This window comes from Alkalicoccobacillus gibsonii (assembly GCF_016798245.1).
In the GTDB taxonomy this organism is placed as follows: Bacteria; Bacillota; Bacilli; order Bacillales; family Bacillaceae_D; genus Alkalicoccobacillus; species Alkalicoccobacillus gibsonii.
The window spans coordinates 1063070-1078996 of sequence record NZ_JAEUZA010000001.1; the positions used below are offsets into that span (position 1 = coordinate 1063070).

The 15927-nt window shown below is 40.3% G+C and carries 16 protein-coding genes; all 16 read right to left on the bottom strand.

Annotated elements, in window-relative coordinates:
* Position 1: 1 nt before the first annotated feature.
* Complete coding sequence (fliF, locus tag JNO66_RS05780) at positions 2 to 1603, bottom strand: flagellar basal-body MS-ring/collar protein FliF (protein WP_203087238.1); 1602 nt, start codon at positions 1601 to 1603, stop codon at positions 2 to 4.
* A gap of 47 nt (positions 1604 to 1650) precedes the next feature.
* Entirely contained in the window at positions 1651 to 1956 is a 306-nt protein-coding gene (gene fliE, locus JNO66_RS05785; protein WP_373367153.1) for a flagellar hook-basal body complex protein FliE, read from the bottom strand.
* An 11-nt stretch (positions 1957 to 1967) separates the two neighbouring features.
* Positions 1968 to 2399: a flagellar basal body rod protein FlgC gene (gene flgC / locus JNO66_RS05790; protein WP_203087526.1), complete on the bottom strand. Its 432-nt coding sequence runs from the start codon at positions 2397 to 2399 to the stop codon at positions 1968 to 1970.
* A 7-nt stretch (positions 2400 to 2406) separates the two neighbouring features.
* Positions 2407 to 2805 (bottom strand): flagellar basal body rod protein FlgB, encoded by a 399-nt coding sequence (flgB, locus tag JNO66_RS05795; protein ID WP_203087239.1) that lies wholly within the window; start codon positions 2803 to 2805, stop codon positions 2407 to 2409.
* Positions 2806 to 3208: 403 nt separating this feature from the next.
* On the bottom strand, positions 3209 to 3988 hold the full coding sequence (gene codY / locus JNO66_RS05800) for a GTP-sensing pleiotropic transcriptional regulator CodY (protein WP_203087240.1): 780 nt from the start codon (positions 3986 to 3988) through the stop codon (positions 3209 to 3211).
* A 31-nt stretch (positions 3989 to 4019) separates the two neighbouring features.
* Positions 4020 to 5414 (bottom strand): HslU--HslV peptidase ATPase subunit, encoded by a 1395-nt coding sequence (gene hslU, locus JNO66_RS05805; RefSeq protein ID WP_246483200.1) that lies wholly within the window; start codon positions 5412 to 5414, stop codon positions 4020 to 4022.
* 19 nt (positions 5415 to 5433) lie between these two features.
* The gene (gene hslV / locus JNO66_RS05810) at positions 5434 to 5976 is read right to left on the bottom strand and encodes an ATP-dependent protease subunit HslV (RefSeq protein ID WP_203087241.1); all 543 of its coding nucleotides are present in this window, start codon (positions 5974 to 5976) and stop codon (positions 5434 to 5436) included.
* Between the two features lie 22 nt (positions 5977 to 5998).
* Positions 5999 to 6907 (bottom strand): tyrosine recombinase XerC, encoded by a 909-nt coding sequence (gene xerC / locus JNO66_RS05815; RefSeq protein WP_203087242.1) that lies wholly within the window; start codon positions 6905 to 6907, stop codon positions 5999 to 6001.
* A 61-nt stretch (positions 6908 to 6968) separates the two neighbouring features.
* Positions 6969 to 8276 carry an FADH(2)-oxidizing methylenetetrahydrofolate--tRNA-(uracil(54)-C(5))-methyltransferase TrmFO gene (trmFO, locus tag JNO66_RS05820; protein WP_203087243.1) on the bottom strand — a complete coding sequence of 436 codons (1308 nt, stop codon included), beginning with the start codon at positions 8274 to 8276 and terminating at the stop codon, positions 6969 to 6971.
* 109 nt (positions 8277 to 8385) lie between these two features.
* Positions 8386 to 10461 (bottom strand): type I DNA topoisomerase, encoded by a 2076-nt coding sequence (gene topA / locus JNO66_RS05825; protein WP_203087244.1) that lies wholly within the window; start codon positions 10459 to 10461, stop codon positions 8386 to 8388.
* 143 nt (positions 10462 to 10604) lie between these two features.
* On the bottom strand, positions 10605 to 11435 hold the full coding sequence (gene dprA, locus JNO66_RS05830) for a DNA-processing protein DprA (protein ID WP_203087245.1): 831 nt from the start codon (positions 11433 to 11435) through the stop codon (positions 10605 to 10607).
* Between the two features lie 174 nt (positions 11436 to 11609).
* Positions 11610 to 12524 (bottom strand): succinate--CoA ligase subunit alpha, encoded by a 915-nt coding sequence (gene sucD / locus JNO66_RS05835; RefSeq protein WP_203087246.1) that lies wholly within the window; start codon positions 12522 to 12524, stop codon positions 11610 to 11612.
* A 19-nt stretch (positions 12525 to 12543) separates the two neighbouring features.
* Entirely contained in the window at positions 12544 to 13704 is a 1161-nt protein-coding gene (gene sucC, locus JNO66_RS05840) for an ADP-forming succinate--CoA ligase subunit beta (RefSeq protein ID WP_203087247.1), read from the bottom strand.
* Between the two features lie 141 nt (positions 13705 to 13845).
* Entirely contained in the window at positions 13846 to 14031 is a 186-nt protein-coding gene (locus tag JNO66_RS05845) for a hypothetical protein (RefSeq protein WP_203087248.1), read from the bottom strand.
* Positions 14032 to 14057: 26 nt separating this feature from the next.
* The gene (locus tag JNO66_RS05850) at positions 14058 to 14342 is read right to left on the bottom strand and encodes an EscU/YscU/HrcU family type III secretion system export apparatus switch protein (RefSeq protein WP_203087249.1); all 285 of its coding nucleotides are present in this window, start codon (positions 14340 to 14342) and stop codon (positions 14058 to 14060) included.
* On the bottom strand, positions 14339 to 15904 hold the full coding sequence (locus JNO66_RS05855) for a hypothetical protein (RefSeq protein WP_203087250.1): 1566 nt from the start codon (positions 15902 to 15904) through the stop codon (positions 14339 to 14341). Before JNO66_RS05855 ends, JNO66_RS05850 begins: the two co-directional genes overlap by 4 nt.
* Positions 15905 to 15927: the final 23 nt, after the last annotated feature.

Here is a 15927-nt window from a genome sequence, read left to right on the forward strand (position 1 = left end):
CTTAATCTTCAGATAACCAAGAACGTAATAGCTTCGAAAATTCTTCCGGTTTTTCTTTCGCCATATTTTCTAATTGCTTCCGTTTTTCATGAGCAGGTCCACTTCCTTCTACAGGTAAATCAGGTACCTCCTCAGTTGGCAGTGCCACTGAATCTAGCGTCATTTCTTCCATTGATTCCTCTATCGCAACTTGTTTTCTATTTCTAGCAAGCATGATAACTAGAACGACGACAACTAGTGCAAGTACGGCAGCTAAAACATATAACCAGGTTGGAACGCCTTGGCCAGTCTCCGGTGCTACTTCCTCTGCTTTTCCTGCAAATTGATGAGATGTCACTACAATTTTTGAATTTATTTCTTCCTGACTTAATGGTTGTCCATCTACTTCAGGTAATGTGGTTCGAACAATTGTCCCTAAGATTTGTTGAATGTCGGCGATTTGCTGGGCTGGAATAGCGTCCATTCCTTCAGGTGGTTCAAGCATAACCTGTACGCCTACATTCCTTATTTGGTAAGGACTCTCTGTGATTTCACGGTTAATGCGGTTGACCTCGTTATTAATTCGATCTTCCGTACGCTCCCACTCAGAATTTTCGTTCCCTTCTCCTTCAACAAAGTTAGGAATTCCTTCTCCCGTTCCGGCAGTACCCCCTTCAGGTACCGAACCTTCACCAGTGTACGCTTCTGATATCCGCTCAACACTTACCGCGATACCTTCCATGTTCTCTTCATCAACTGGTTCGACTAGTTGCTCCGTTCGGTTTTCTTGAGTAAAGTCAATATCAGTTGTCACTGAGATTAGAACTTTATCTGGACCAATCATTGTTCCGAGCATTTGTTGAAGATTGCGCGTCATATCCTGCTCTATTTCTTTTTGAATTCCACGCTGCTGTTCAAATGCAGCTAGTGTTGAATCTCCGGCCGATCCAGCATCGTACCCGTATGAGTTAAAGTTTTGATCTGAGATAACAATATTTTCTATAGGTAAATTAGGTACACTTTTTGATATTAAATGATAGAGTCCTTTAACTCGATCCTGGTCCAGCTGTGTGCCTAGTTTAAGGTCTAGTACGACAGCTGCCGTTGCCGATTCCTGAGAGGAGTTTAACCACACACTCTCTTCTGGTAAGGTAATGACAACATTCGCATTTTGAACCCCATCAATGTTTTTAATTAAATTTGCAATTTCTGTTTGCATCGCTGCGCGTTCCATAACTGAAAACTCATTATCGGTCATTCCAAACCCAGAAGAATCAGAAAAGATGGAGTAATCAATGCTACCACTTTGAGGGAGTCCTTCTGCGGCTAACTCAACTTTTAAAGAATCGACCTGATTGTCTGGAACCTCTATTGTCATGCCATCTTTTGATACTCGTGATGGAATCCCTTTTCCATCTAACGTTTCTTTAATTTGTCCTGTTTCTTGTAATGAAAGCTGGCTATAAAGCGGTACAAAGTTTTGTTTTGTACTAAAGTATGTAAGCGCCGCAGCCATTAATAGAATGAGAATAAGTCCTGCAACAAGCCAAATCTTCTGCCGAGGCTCTCTCCCAGTCCAGTAAGTTAGTACTGCATTCTTATATCTTGCGATTGTCTCGTTCATGCGACCTCCTGGCACCCCTGCAAACGTATTTCATTCAACGATAGAGATTAAACTTGCATTCTCATAATTTCCTGATAGGCTTCAACCATTTTATTGCGAATTTCAATGGTTGCTTGAAGGGATACAGATGCCTTTTGACCCGTGATCATGACATCATGTAATTCAATTGGCTTCCCTAAAGCAAGAGCTTCTGTTTTTTGGCTTGATTCATTTTGTAGTGTATTAACCTCTGAAAGTGCATTGCCAAGTAACGCCTTGAAACTCTCTTGAGCTTCTCCTGATGAGATCGTCTCTGCTTGTCGTTTTACTGCTTGTCCAGCTTGCAATGGACTCTGAATCGCATTCAATTCCAACTAAACCCCTCCTATTTTCCGATCTCAAGTGTTTTGAGAAGCATATTTTTTGATGCATTTAACGCGGTTACATTCGCTTCGTACGAACGCGTTGCTCCCATTAAATCAACCATTTCACGCAAGGGATCAACATTTGGCATTTGAACAAAGCCCTCTTCATTTGCATCTGGATGATCTGGTTGGAACACAAGCTTAAATGGTGTAGTATCACGCTCAATACCCGCTACCCTCACACCTTTTAATTCGTTATTTAGAATGGTTTGAAAGCCTTGCTTTGATTGATTTGGAGTAAGAGATACCATTTTACGTGTGTACGGTTGCCATTCTCCATTCACGATTTCTCCACGTGTCGTTTCCGCATTTGCCATATTTGATGAAACAACATCCATTCTTAAACGGTTTGCTGTTAAAGCTGAGGCACTAGCATGAAAACCAGTAAACATTGACACTCTATTTCCCTCCTCTTATCACTGATTGGAGGGAAGAGAACCTGCCATTCAGTCTCTCAATCAATGCATTGTATTGTATTTGATTTTCTGCAAGACTAGCCATTTCTTTATCGATATCTACACCATTTCCATTGTGATGATAACGATCTTTCAGCTCATTTAACCTCGTTGAACCCGACTCGCTTCCTTTAAAATCAACATGCTCCATATGCGTTTTATATGCACCGATTGCTGGTTCTTTTAGTGCATGCTCTAATGTTTGTGAGAACGGCACTTGTTTCGCTTTGTAACCAGGTGTATCTGCATTCGCAATATTGTTTGCAAGAACAGATTGCTTTTGTTGAGCTTGATCCAAACCTAGTTCAATAGACCGAAATGACGCGCCAGAAAAAAGATCCATGACGTTTCTCCCTTCCATTCGTACAAATTCGACATAATTATTCAAATTCACTACAACTTTTTCACTACTTATAAGGAAATTGTACTTAAATCTAATACTATTGTCTAACGAAGTTTTTAAAAAACACAGTATTTACTATTAAGTACCTACGAAATAGTATCTATATAATTTCAATTAAATGTAAATAATAACTGTATATTTTTTGTTAGCGCTTTACTTTAATATTATTATTTAAAAACCCAGTAAAAATACCTATTTCATGATTCCCATCGTTTCACTAAATCGACATAATTATCGTCCATTATACTAGTTAAAAGTAGCTACTTTACATAATGTGTGTCTTAATCACAAAAAACCTCTGAGCCATTTGGCTCAGAGGTTTAAACATTTGCGCGAATGCCGCTTATTTTGCTTTCATACGTTCCAGTTCGTTTAAGAACTTGTCATTTAATACTTTAATATATGTTCCCTTCATTCCTAGAGAGCGAGATTCAATTACACCTGCACTTTCAAGCTTACGAAGTGCATTTACAATAACTGAACGAGTAATACCCACACGGTCAGCTACTTTACTTGCAACAAGAAGACCTTCACGCCCATCAAGCTCCTCAAAAATGTGCTCAACTGCTTCTAGCTCACTGTAAGATAGCGAACTAATTGCCATTTGAACAACTGCCTTACTGCGAGCTTCTTCTTCAATTTCTTGCGTTTTCTCATGAAGAATTTCCATCCCTACAACCGTTGCACCGTACTCAGCAAGAATTAAATCGTCATCGTTAAATGAGTCATTTAATCTAGAAAGAATGAGTGTCCCTAAACGTTGACCTCCACCTTTGATCGGTACAATTGTTGTTAATCCTGATTTGAAAAGGTCTTTGTTTTCAACAGGGAAAGCTGTGTATTCACTTTCAATATCGATATTAGCTGATGTTTCATCCACTTTAAACAAACCTTCTGTATACTCTTGTGGAAATTGTTTTTCTTCAAACATTTTCTTCATACGGTCATTTTCGATTTCTTGGTGAATGGAAAACCCTAGTAAACGTCCGCGACGGCTTAAGACATAGACATTTGAGCTAATTGTTTCTGCGAGTGTTTGAGCCATATCACGAAAGCTTACGTGCTGACCACCTGACTTTTGTAGCATATCGTTAATTTTACGTGACCTTGATAATAAATCCATCTTGATAATCTCCTCCAACGAATCGTTCGTTTTATAAAATAAATTGACTTAAATCTTTGTTTTTTGCAATGGACGCCAGCTTTTCATCTACGTACTCTGGAGTAATCGTAATTTCCTCCATTGTAATATCTGGTGCTTCAAAGGATAGATCCTCAAGTAGACGTTCAAGCAAGGTATGCAATCTACGCGCTCCGATATTTTCCGTATCTTGATTGACTTCAGCTGCGATAACGGCGATCTTACGAACAGCATCGTCTGTAAACGTAATTTTAATACCTTCTGTTTCAAGTAAAGCTTGATATTGCTTTAATAAAGCATTATCGGGTTCTAATAGAATTCGCACAAAATCATCTACGCTGAGGTTTGATAATTCCACTCGAATCGGGAAGCGCCCTTGTAGCTCTGGAATTAAGTCTGAAGGCTTAGACATGTGGAAGGCTCCCGCTCCAATAAATAAGATATGGTCGGTTTTAACGGCTCCATGTTTTGTCACAACAGTTGAACCTTCTACAATAGGTAAGATATCTCGTTGAACACCTTCTCTAGATACATCGGCTGACTGCTGACTTTTTCCAGCTACTTTATCAATCTCATCAATAAAAATGATCCCAAGCTGTTCGGCACGGTGTATGGCCTCTTGATTCACATCATCCATATCGATTAATTTTTGCGCTTCTTCTTCAATTAAGACCTTTCGTGCATCTGAAACAGGGAGTTTGCGTTTCTTTTTCTTTTTAGGCATTAGGTTTCCGAACATTTCTTGCATGTTCATGCCCATCTGCTCCATGCCTGCCCCTTGAAACATATCCATCATTTGTTGACTTTGCTCTGACACTTCTATAGTAACTAAACGATCCTCAAGCTCCCCAAGCGCAAGCTTATGAGCCATCTTTCGTTTTAGTTCTTTTTGGGATAGTTCCTCTTCCGACTCTTGTTCCTCTTCATTTGAATCGTCACTTGAAAAGAATGCCTCAAACGGATTTTTAACTGCAGATTTACGTTTTCCAGATGGAACGAGTAAATCAACAATTCGTTTATTTGCAAGATCTTCAGCTGGACCACGAACGGTTTGAAGACGTTCTTCTTTCACAAGGCGGACACTTGTATCAACTAGATCTCGAACCATCGACTCAACATCACGACCTACATATCCAACCTCAGTAAACTTGGTAGCTTCTACCTTCGCAAAGGGTGCACCAACAAGCTTTGCAAGTCTTCGAGCAATTTCCGTTTTACCGACTCCAGTCGGACCAATCATCAAGATATTTTTTGGTGTAATCTCATCTCTTAATTTATCGGTTAACATACTGCGACGGTAGCGGTTACGTAGTGCAATGGCAACCGATTTTTTGGCTCCCTCTTGTCCTACGATGTATTGATTTAAGCGATTAACTATGTCTCTTGGTGTTAATGAGTCCTTCATCAATTGCTCATCTCCCTTCAGCCTACTCAAGCTCCTCTAACACAAGTTGATCATTGGTGTACACACAGATCTCACCCGCTGTTTCTAACGCAGCTTTGGCAATCTCTTTGGCACTCAGCTCAGGTGCATGTTTTTTCAAGGCCCTACCAGCGGCTAATGCATAGTTACCACCTGAGCCAATTGCAAGAATCCCATCATCAGGCTCGATGACTTCACCTGTCCCTGAAACAAGTAACAGCCGATCCTTATCCATTACAATAATCATGGCTTCAAGCTTACGTAATACTCGATCACTTCGCCATTCTTTAGCTAGCTCCACCGAAGCACGTTGTAAATTGCCATTGTATTCTTCAAGCTTTCCCTCAAACTTTTCAAAAAGCGTGAATGCATCGGCAACGGAACCTGCAAACCCCGCAAGTACTTTCCCTCCAAAGATGCGTCGAACCTTTTTAGCTGTGTGCTTCATGACCACTGCGTTTCCGAAAGTGACCTGACCGTCACCTGACATCGCAGATTTCCCTTGATGCTGAACGGCAAATATCGTTGTAGCATGAAATTGATCCATCTTCTGGCCTCCTCTTGCAACATTATGCACGTGGATGATGATTCATATATACATCTCGCAAACGGTCCTTAGATACATGTGTATAGACTTGAGTTGTTGAGAGGTGTTCATGTCCGAGTAGGTCTTGAACAACCCGCAAGTCCGCACCGTTGTTGAGTAGGTGAGTGGCAAATGAATGCCTTAACTTATGAGGGCTAATGCGGTGATAAAGGGAAGCCTCCTCCATTCTCTTCGTAAGAATGGTTCGATAACTTCGCTCTGATAATCCATTGCCTCGGTAATTTAGAAAAAGGAGATTGGTTTCAGTTACACTTTTCTCTTTTAGACTAGGTCTTCCCAGTTCCAGATAACGAAGTATCGCTTGAATGGCATAGGAACCAACCGGAACATACCGTTCTTTTTTCCCTTTTCCGTAAACGAGAACTGTACCAAGCGAGAAATCAAGGTGATTAATCTCTAACAAGCAACACTCGCTTACACGCATTCCCGTAGCATAAATCAGTTCTAGAATTGCTCGATCCCGCAAATCAATTGGGCTTTCGCCTTTTATCCCTTCGAACAGCTTCTGCATTTCCTCTTCATAAAGAAATTGAGGAAGTTTGCTGTCTGCTTTAGGCAGGGATGCATGAGCAAACACATTATCCTGTAAAATGCCTTCCCTTTTTAAGAAGCGACAGAAGCTTCTCATTGCAGATAACTTACGAGAAATCGTTTTTTTTGCATATTTCTTTTCATGTAACTCTGTTAAATACGTACGCAACACTGCATATGTAACGTCTTTTAACGAAGGAATAGCTTCTTTTTTCATAAAGAGATAAAATGCGTCAATGTCTCGTGCGTAATTTGATAACGTATGAGGCGAGCAGCCCTTCTCAATTTGTAAGTATCGCATAAAGAGTTCTACCCACTGCTGTTCAAGCTTCTGGTCCAAACCAGTCACCTCTTCTTAGCTTCTAAATTCTATCACGCAGCACAATCAAAAACAACGTTATTCACATTTCTTTCATAAAATTCTGAATTGTACCTAATGCGCGCTCAGCAAGCTGTTCGTAGCGTTCTTTTTTTGATTTAATTCGTTCTTCAAGTGGCTTTAACAAACCAAAGTTCGCATTAATCGGCTGGAAGTTCTTTTTGGCTTCGGTAGTAATATACTCAGCCATTGCTCCAAGGATTGTTTCCTCAGGAAACACAAGTAACTCTTGTCCTTTTACAAGGCGTGCAGCATTGATTCCTGCAATCATACCTGCGGCAGCCGACTCTACATATCCTTCAACACCTGTAATTTGGCCAGCAAAAAATAAATCTTCACGTGCTTTAAACTGGTAGGTGCGGTTTAATAATTTCGGCGAGTTTAAAAATGTATTACGGTGCATCACACCATAACGAACAAAATCAGCTTGCTCTAAACCTGGAATTAAACGAAAGACTTCTTTTTGAGGTCCCCATTTTAAGTGAGTTTGAAAGCCTACCATATTAAATAATGTACCGGATGAATTGTCTTGTCTTAATTGAACAACTGCATAAGGACGTTTCCCTGTCTTGGGATCCTCTAAACCAACTGGCTTCATTGGACCAAATAACATCGTCTTTGGACCACGAGCTGCCATCACTTCAATTGGCATACATCCTTCAAAGAAAATCTCTTTTTCAAATTCTTTTAAAGGAACCGTCTCTGCTGAAATCAGTGCTTCGTAGAAACGATTAAATTCCTCTTCATTCATAGGACAATTAAGATATGCCGCTTCGCCTTTGTCGTAACGACTTTTTAAGTATACTTTGTCACGATCGATTGTTTCTGCATCAATAATTGGTGCTGCTGCGTCATAAAAGTATAACGATTCTTCGCCTGTTAATTCACGTAGGCTTTTAGATAAGCCTTCTGATGTAAGTGGACCTGTAGCGATAATGGTTGGTCCATCAGGAATGGAATCAATTTCTTCATTAAATACTGTAATGTTTGGATGATTACGTACTTTTTGTGTAACTGCATCTGCAAAATCATGTCTGTCAACAGCAAGAGCTCCACCAGCTGGAACCGCCGCTCCATCAGCTGAAGCAATAATCACAGAGTCAAGGCGTCTCATTTCTTCCTTTAGCACGCCAACTGCATTTGTTAGAGAGTTACCTCGTAATGAATTACTACAAACCAATTCTGCAAATTTATCTGTATGATGAGCCGGCGTTTGCTTTACTGGTCTCATCTCGTATAAGTGGACTTGAATTCCTTCTTTTGCTATTTGCCAAGCAGCTTCACTGCCGGCTAAACCTGCGCCGATTACCGTAATAACTGGTTGTTCCATCTTAACATTCACCTTTCTTTTCTAGCTTGCTTATAGAATAGTACACGTACCAAACAGGACTGTCCAGCATAAATCATTTTTTTGATTCAGACAGCCCTGTTCTCTTCATTTAGTTTGTATCCTTTTCAGAATAATCACATGAAACGCATTGCACTTGAACACCTTTTTTCAATTTCTTTTCGACTAATAATGAACTACATTTTGGACATGGTCGTGAAATGGGTTTATCCCAAGAAACAAATTCACATTCCGGATATCGGTCACATCCATAAAAGATTCGACGCTTTTTGCTTTTACGTTCAACAATATTGCCCTCTTTACAGGTTGGACACTTCACGCCAATATCTTTCACAATTGCTTTTGTATTGCGACAGTCCGGGAAATTCGAACAAGCCATAAATTTTCCGTAACGACCCATCTTGTAAACCATTTCTGAACCGCATTTCTCACACGTTTCTCCTGCTGGCTCGTCTTTAATTTCAACTTCCTTCATCTGTTCTTCGGCAACACTTAACCGTTTTTCAAACCCTTGATAGAAGCTGTCGATTACCTTGATCCATTGATCCTTACCATCTTCAATGGAATCTAGATCTGTTTCCATTTTAGCTGTGAATTTCACATCTAAAATTTCTGGGAAAAAGTCTACGATTAACTCTAAAACAATATCACCAAGTTCTGTTGGAATAAATCGCTTTTCACTGAGGGCGACATAACCACGTCTTTGGATCGTGTCTAGGGTTGGAGCATACGTTGAAGGTCGACCTATACCTAGCTCTTCCATCGTTTTTACGAGTCTTGCCTCAGTATAACGCGGTGGTGGCTGTGTAAAATGCTGAGTTGGATCAAGCTCTTTTTGCTGAACCTTCTGACCTTCTTCAAGATTAGGTAACAATTTGTCTTCTTCTTTCTTCCCATCATCGTTCCCTTCAATATAAACCTTCATGAAACCTGGGAACTTGACTTTAGAACCAGTTGCTCTGAATAACACACCATTGTTGTTCAGATCAACTGTCATTGTATCCATGATCGCTGGCGCCATTTGACTTGATACCAGCCGCTCCCAGATTAATTTGTAAAGTCTTAATTGATCTCTAGATAAGTAAGCTTTCATTTCCTTAGGGTCGTAATTAACTGATGTCGGACGAATGGCTTCATGCGCATCTTGTGTTTTTTGATCCTTTTTTACGTTCCGTGCACCTTGAGCCACATACTCTTTTCCATATGTGGTTTCAATATACGTCTTCGTTTCTTCTTTTGCTGTATCAGAAATTCGTGTTGAATCTGTACGCATGTACGTAATTAAACCAACTGTCCCCTGCTTGCCTAAATCAATTCCTTCATATAATTGTTGAGCGATCATCATCGTTTTCTTCGCTCTGAAGTTCAGCTTTCTAGCAGCCTCTTGTTGTAATGAAGATGTTGTGAAAGGGGCAACTGGATTTCGCTTACGCTCTTTTTTCTTAACGGACTCAACATCGAAGTTTTTCCCTTTAAGTTGAGCGAGAACCTCTTTTACTTCTTGTTCAGATCCGAGTTCTTTTTTCTTACCATTTACTCCGTAAAATTTCGCTTCAAATTCATCTTTGTTTAAAAGAAATGTACCTGGAATACTCCAATATTCTTCAGGTTTAAACGCTTGAATTTCTTTTTCACGATCAATGATCATTTTTACAGCGACAGATTGAACTCTTCCCGCACTTAGTCCCTTTTTTACTTTCTTCCATAACAATGGGCTAATGTTATAACCAACAAGTCGATCGAGAATTCGGCGTGCTTGCTGTGCATCGACTAGGTCCATGTTTATCGGACGAGGTGTTTTGAAGGCGTCTTTTATCGCTTGTTTTGTAATTTCGTTAAATACTACACGACAATCAGAATGTTCATCTATATCTAAGCTATGAGCCAAATGCCATGCAATGGCTTCCCCTTCTCTGTCGGGGTCAGCTGCAAGATAAACTTTTTTTACTTTTTTTGCTGCTGTCTTTAAATCTTTTAAAACAGGTCCTTTCCCACGAATCGTAATATACCTTGGTTCAAAGTCATTGGATACATCAACACCCATTTGACTTTTTGGTAAATCCCTTACATGTCCCATTGACGCTTTAACGATATACTTTTTTCCTAAGTACTTACCAATGGTCTTTGCTTTGGCGGGAGATTCCACGATTACTAAATAATCGGCCATATAGCCACTCCCTCTCGTCTATAAATGAAATCTCCCTCATTATTAAACACACATTTGCTATTTGTCAAACATAAGAAAAAAATTTCAAGGCTTTTTTTGCCATCATTTCGGTTTATTTCAAACAAATTTAATTTCTTTTTTGTCTACTCTCCTTCATATTCTTCTATAATATCTTCTGCCGTTAATACTAGCTTTGCGCCTTGTTGGATTAAGAAATTGGTTCCTTTGGATAATGGGGAAAAAAGCGGGCCTGGAGCGGCAAACACATCTCTCCCTTGTTCAAGAGCCTGATCAGCGCTAATTAAAGAGCCACTTCGCTCAGCAGCTTCAATGACCAGTAAACCGTTAGATAACCCACTAATGATTCGATTTCGTGCTGGGAATTGCCACTTTTGTGGAGGAGTTAATGGAGGGTACTCTGTTATAACCACATGTTCTGTCACAAGATGTTCATATAATGCGAGGTTTTCTTTCGGGTAAATGTACTGAAAGCCAGATCCCATAACTGCAATGGTTTTGCCTTTCTGTTTAATTGCTTCAATATGAGCAAGACGATCAATTCCTTTAGCCATTCCACTTATAATTAGAAAATCTTCTTGAATGATCTTAGGAAACAACATTTGTATGCTTTTGATACCAACTTCTGTCGGTTGCCTTGTTCCAACCACGCCCAATGTCTTTGAAGATCTTAATAACTGAACGTTGCCTTTCGCTAAGATCACCCAGGGAGGATCATAGATTTGCTTTAGTAGCTCGGGATATTCTTGGTCTACGTAGCATATGGCATGTATGCAATCCTTTGAATACTGATTAAGTGTCTCCTTTGGAGTATGTCGATGAAGGTCTTGATAAAAAGCTTGGGGGTTTGTAAGAGTAGGATAAAACAAAGAGGATAGTTGCGCGAGAGTCATAGAAAAAATACGTGTAAGCGAAGGATCTTTTAAAAGCAGCTGAGAGAGCTTAGACCAGGTCATCCCTCGACAGCTGTGAAGATGGATTAGACGGGTTCTAAAATCAGACAGTGTGCATCCCTTCCTTCCTATTATAAAGATAGATAGCAAAATAGACCGATAGGGGGTGAGAATTAAACAGATTAAATCCTATTCTCTTTCCCTATTCGGTCAATTTCTTATTCTATTATTCTACGATTACTTCGTTGCTTCGTGTGTTGTACACGCATCAAGAAGGTTATTCTCCTTAAGTGCCGCAACAAGTGTGTCACCCATATCAGATGGTGTTGCCGCCACTTTAATTCCGCAGCTTTCAAGGGTTTTAATCTTTTCAGAAGCTGTACCCTTACCACCAGAAATGATCGCACCAGCATGGCCCATACGCTTCCCTGGAGGAGCTGTTTTTCCACCGATAAAGCCGACTACAGGTTTCGTCATGTTAGCCTTCACCCATTCAGCCGCTTCTTCCTCAGCTGTTCCACCAATTTCACCAATCATGATGACAGCATACGTATCTGGATCTTCATTAAATAGTTTAAGAGTATCGATAAAGTCTGTTCCATTAACAGGGTCTCCACCGATTCCTACAGCTGAAGATTGACCAATGCCTGCAGTTGATAATTGATGAACTGCTTCGTACGTTAACGTACCAGATCTTGAAACAACACCTACATGACCTTTTTTGTGAATGTATCCTGGCATAATCCCAATCTTACACTCATCAGGAGTAATCACTCCAGGGCAGTTCGGTCCAACCAGGCGAGTATTCTTACCTTCTAGGTAACGTTTTACATCTACCATATCAAGCACTGGAATACCTTCCGTAATACAAATCGCTAACTCAATGCCTGCGTCAGCTGCTTCCATAATCGCATCTGCTGCGAATGCAGGTGGTACGTAGATCACTGAAGCATTTGCCCCTGTTGCACGAACAGCTTCTTCTACAGTATTAAATACTGGAATGCCTTCAATTTCAGTTCCACCCTTACCAGGTGTTACTCCACCTACAACATTTGTACCGTATTCAACGGCTTGTTTTGTATGAAAAAGACCTGTTGCTCCTGTAATACCTTGAACAAGTACTTTTGTATCTTTATTAATGAGGATACTCATGTCTCCACGTCCCGCCTTTCTATTTCACTAGAGCTACGATTTTTTGTGCACCATCAGCCATTGAATCTGCAGCGGTGATATTTAAACCAGATTCTTTAAGAATCTTCTTACCAAGTTCAACATTTGTTCCTTCTAAACGAACAACTAATGGAATTTCAAGGCCCACTTCTTTTGTGGCTGCAATCACACCTTCAGCGATAATGTCACACTTCATGATTCCGCCAAAGATATTAACAAAGATTCCTTTCACATTCGTATCAGATAGAATGATTTTGAATGCTTCCGTTACTTTTTCAGCCGTCGCGCCACCACCTACATCTAGGAAGTTAGCTGGATCACCACTATAATGCTTGATGATATCCATTGTAGCCATTGCCAGTCCTGCACCGTTAACCATGCAACCAATATTTCCATCTAAAGAAATATAGCTTAAATCATGCTTAGATGCTTCAATTTCTTTTACATCCTCTTCTTCTAAATCACGGAATTCAAGAATGTCTTTTTGTCTATATAATGCATTTGAGTCAAAGTTCATTTTAGCGTCAAGAGCCATTACTTTACCGTCGCCAGTTGTAACAAGCGGGTTAATTTCTGCAATGGAGCAATCTTTTTCAACAAAGACTTTGTATAGACCAAGCATAAACTTAACAGCTTGACCAACAAGTTCTTTAGGAATATTAATGTTAAAAGCAAGACGACGAGCTTGGAAGCCTTGAAGACCTACAGCTGGATCAATGACTTCCTTGAAGATTTTTTCAGGTGTAGCCTCAGCCACTTCTTCAATTTCCGTTCCGCCTTCTTCAGAAGCCATCATAACAACGCTTGATGTCGCGCGATCTAGAACAAGTCCAATATAGTACTCGTTTTTAATGTCGCAGCCTTCCTCAACAAGTAAGCGCTTAACTTCTTTGCCTTCAGGACCAGTTTGATGAGTCACAAGAACCTTCCCCAAAATCTCTTCTGCGTATGTACGTACTTCATCGAGATTCTTGGCGACCTTCACTCCACCAGCCTTACCACGGCCACCTGCATGGATCTGTGCTTTCACAACAGATACGCTAGAGCCTAAATCCTTCGCTGCAGAAACAGCTTCTTCTACAGAGAACGCAACCTTGCCGTTCGGAACTGCTACGCCATATTGGCGAAGAAGCTCTTTCCCTTGATACTCATGGATATTCATTCTCTCTCCTGCCTCCTGTCGATTGCATGCGTTTGCATGCCTTTCAGATTTTCACCCCAACCCGGGTGAAATTCTCTTCTATCTTAGCATTTTTTTCATGCTTGTGGGAAGCAAATCGCAATAATTTGAAAAAACCAGTGATTATTTTTTTGAATTTGTCGATTTTTTCTCTTCTTGCTTTTCTTTTTCATTTTTTGATTTTGTTTTCTTTGTAAAAAGTCTACTCAATGCTTCTTTGGCATCGGTTTCTTGAGTTGATGGAAATAGTCCAAATTCACTTCCCATTTCCTCTGTATTTGTACGGTTTGTTCTCTTTTTCTCGCTCATTTCATCACCTCATCTATTGTTTGGTTTCAGTCTTCCTCAGATTGAGGTTCTTGATTCCTATCGATCCGGTAGATAAAAGCGAAAAGCTCGGCTACTACTTCATACAACTCCGTTGGAATGGTTTCATTAATCGTCAACTGACTTAATAATTCGACAAGTGTTTCGTCTTCTTGTATAGGAACATGTGAGGATTTTGCAATTCGTATTATCTCAGCTGCTGTTAATCCTTCACCCTTCGCAACAACAGTAGGAGCCTTCATTTGATCTTGTTGATATTGAAGGGCAATGGCTTTTTGATTGTCTTTATTCATATTCGAATATCCATCCCTTGATATGATGTTGGAACTTGCGGAGGAGTAAACGTACGATTGTCTGAGACTGGTGATTCTGTTGGCCAGGTTTTCCATGAAACAGCTGTGAATCGATAGTCCATCTTCTCAAGGCTTTGTTTTACGATTGGTTCAAGCATTTTAATTAACGCATCTGGTCGATCTTGATGATTCGTGACTGTTACATGGACAATTTTCTTTTGAATGGTTACTTGAACCATGGTTTCTTTTAACCGTTCAAGTTCAAGAAAAAATAGCAGTCGGCAGTTCTCTGGATCTATCGTTGTATCGTCTTGCTTTTTACCTTGCCATTGAATTATTAGATCTGTTTTCCATTCGCCTAATGTAATTGGCAGTGAAAGCATCGTTTGAACAAAAGCTGGATCAGATGATAGCGATTGAATTTGGTGACCGGTAATGGTATGAAGAACTCGCTCTGCTTGGGTGCGAATCTCAGATGACTGACTCTCTCCCATCAATTGAACAAGAAGACTTTTAATTGAAGGTGCAAGTGGTTGGTTTGCCACATTTGCCTCGTCCTGGTAGCCAACTAGTTGAACAAGGTTGAGAAGCTGATTTGCAAATGTCATTTGTTTTCCGTTAACAAACACGTGTGGCATTACAGTTTCTTTTACTGCTTTTTGTATAACCTGCTGCTCTATGGTAGTAGTGGGCTGCTGGATCATACTAGCCCAATTTCTATGGATCTTCGACAGATCATGCTCAGAAAGCAAGGATTGCTTGATTAAAGAGGCTTCCGTTGATACATCAGTTGGCATCCACTTTGTTAGAAATGAATCAACGGAGGAGTTTGGTGCGACACCAGGCCATTGAAGCTTAGTTAAAATAGCCATGGCTGCTTGTTTTTCAGTTGGACTGGCATTCCGATCAAGAAGGGTTTTTAGGATTTGATCAATGGGAGATTGAGTACTCGGTCCATCTGTCCGGCTAAAAAAGGCCTGCATCATTTGCGAGGATTGATTCATTGCAGAAGACGCAAGCTTTGTCTCAAGGTTCGTTAAGCCTTCAGATAGATGAGGCGACTGTGCTAAAGCTGCTAATGATTGAAAAACACCTTTTGTTAACGGAAGCTGCTGTTGAATCATTGTTCGAATGGTTTCTAAGCCTAATTGTCTTGAAATAGAGGGGTCCTTTAATAGCTGTGCCCCCTCTTTTAGTTGATCTCTTGTGAATGGAGTACCAGTGAGTTTTAAATCCTGTAATAGCATCTTACTTTCTTTACTTGTCGCAAGCTGTGTAGAATTCATTGATAATGTTTCAGTCTTTGCACCCGCAATATCAGGTTGAACCACTTGGAGATTAGGAACGCCTTGGCCTTCTTTAACTAAGAACCAATAAGAGCTTCCAGCATTGACCATCGTTTCAAGCTTGGCAACAACGGTTGTACCGCGAATAGATAAGGCTGCCAGTTGATCTGGATAATGCTTTAAGATCTTCCCTGAAAAGAGCTGACCCGGTTTAAGCGAGAGAAGACTCTCACGATTTTGAAGTAGATTTCCGATTTGTGACACATTCTGAAACATCGCGTCTTCTCTCCTTTTTTCAA

Bases quoted from the DNA above. Each gene is read 5' to 3' on its own strand.
- fliF (WP_203087238.1), bottom strand. From the start codon at position 1,603: ATGAACGAGACAATCGCAAGATATAAGAATGCAGTACTAACTTACTGG.
- flgC (WP_203087526.1), bottom strand. From the start codon at position 2,399: ATGTTTACTGGTTTTCATGCTAGTGCCTCAGCTTTAACAGCAAACCGT.
- flgB (WP_203087239.1), bottom strand. From the start codon at position 2,805: ATGGATCTTTTTTCTGGCGCGTCATTTCGGTCTATTGAACTAGGTTTG.
- codY (WP_203087240.1), bottom strand. From the start codon at position 3,988: ATGGATTTATTATCAAGGTCACGTAAAATTAACGATATGCTACAAAAG.
- hslV (WP_203087241.1), bottom strand. From the start codon at position 5,976: ATGGATCAATTTCATGCTACAACGATATTTGCCGTTCAGCATCAAGGG.
- trmFO (WP_203087243.1), bottom strand. From the start codon at position 8,276: ATGGAACAACCAGTTATTACGGTAATCGGCGCAGGTTTAGCCGGCAGT.
- topA (WP_203087244.1), bottom strand. From the start codon at position 10,461: ATGGCCGATTATTTAGTAATCGTGGAATCTCCCGCCAAAGCAAAGACC.
- dprA (WP_203087245.1), bottom strand. From the start codon at position 11,435: ATGACCTGGTCTAAGCTCTCTCAGCTGCTTTTAAAAGATCCTTCGCTT.
- sucD (WP_203087246.1), bottom strand. From the start codon at position 12,524: ATGAGTATCCTCATTAATAAAGATACAAAAGTACTTGTTCAAGGTATT.
- sucC (WP_203087247.1), bottom strand. From the start codon at position 13,704: ATGAATATCCATGAGTATCAAGGGAAAGAGCTTCTTCGCCAATATGGC.
- JNO66_RS05845 (WP_203087248.1), bottom strand. From the start codon at position 14,031: ATGAGCGAGAAAAAGAGAACAAACCGTACAAATACAGAGGAAATGGGA.
- JNO66_RS05850 (WP_203087249.1), bottom strand. From the start codon at position 14,342: ATGAATAAAGACAATCAAAAAGCCATTGCCCTTCAATATCAACAAGAT.
- JNO66_RS05855 (WP_203087250.1), bottom strand. From the start codon at position 15,904: ATGTTTCAGAATGTGTCACAAATCGGAAATCTACTTCAAAATCGTGAG.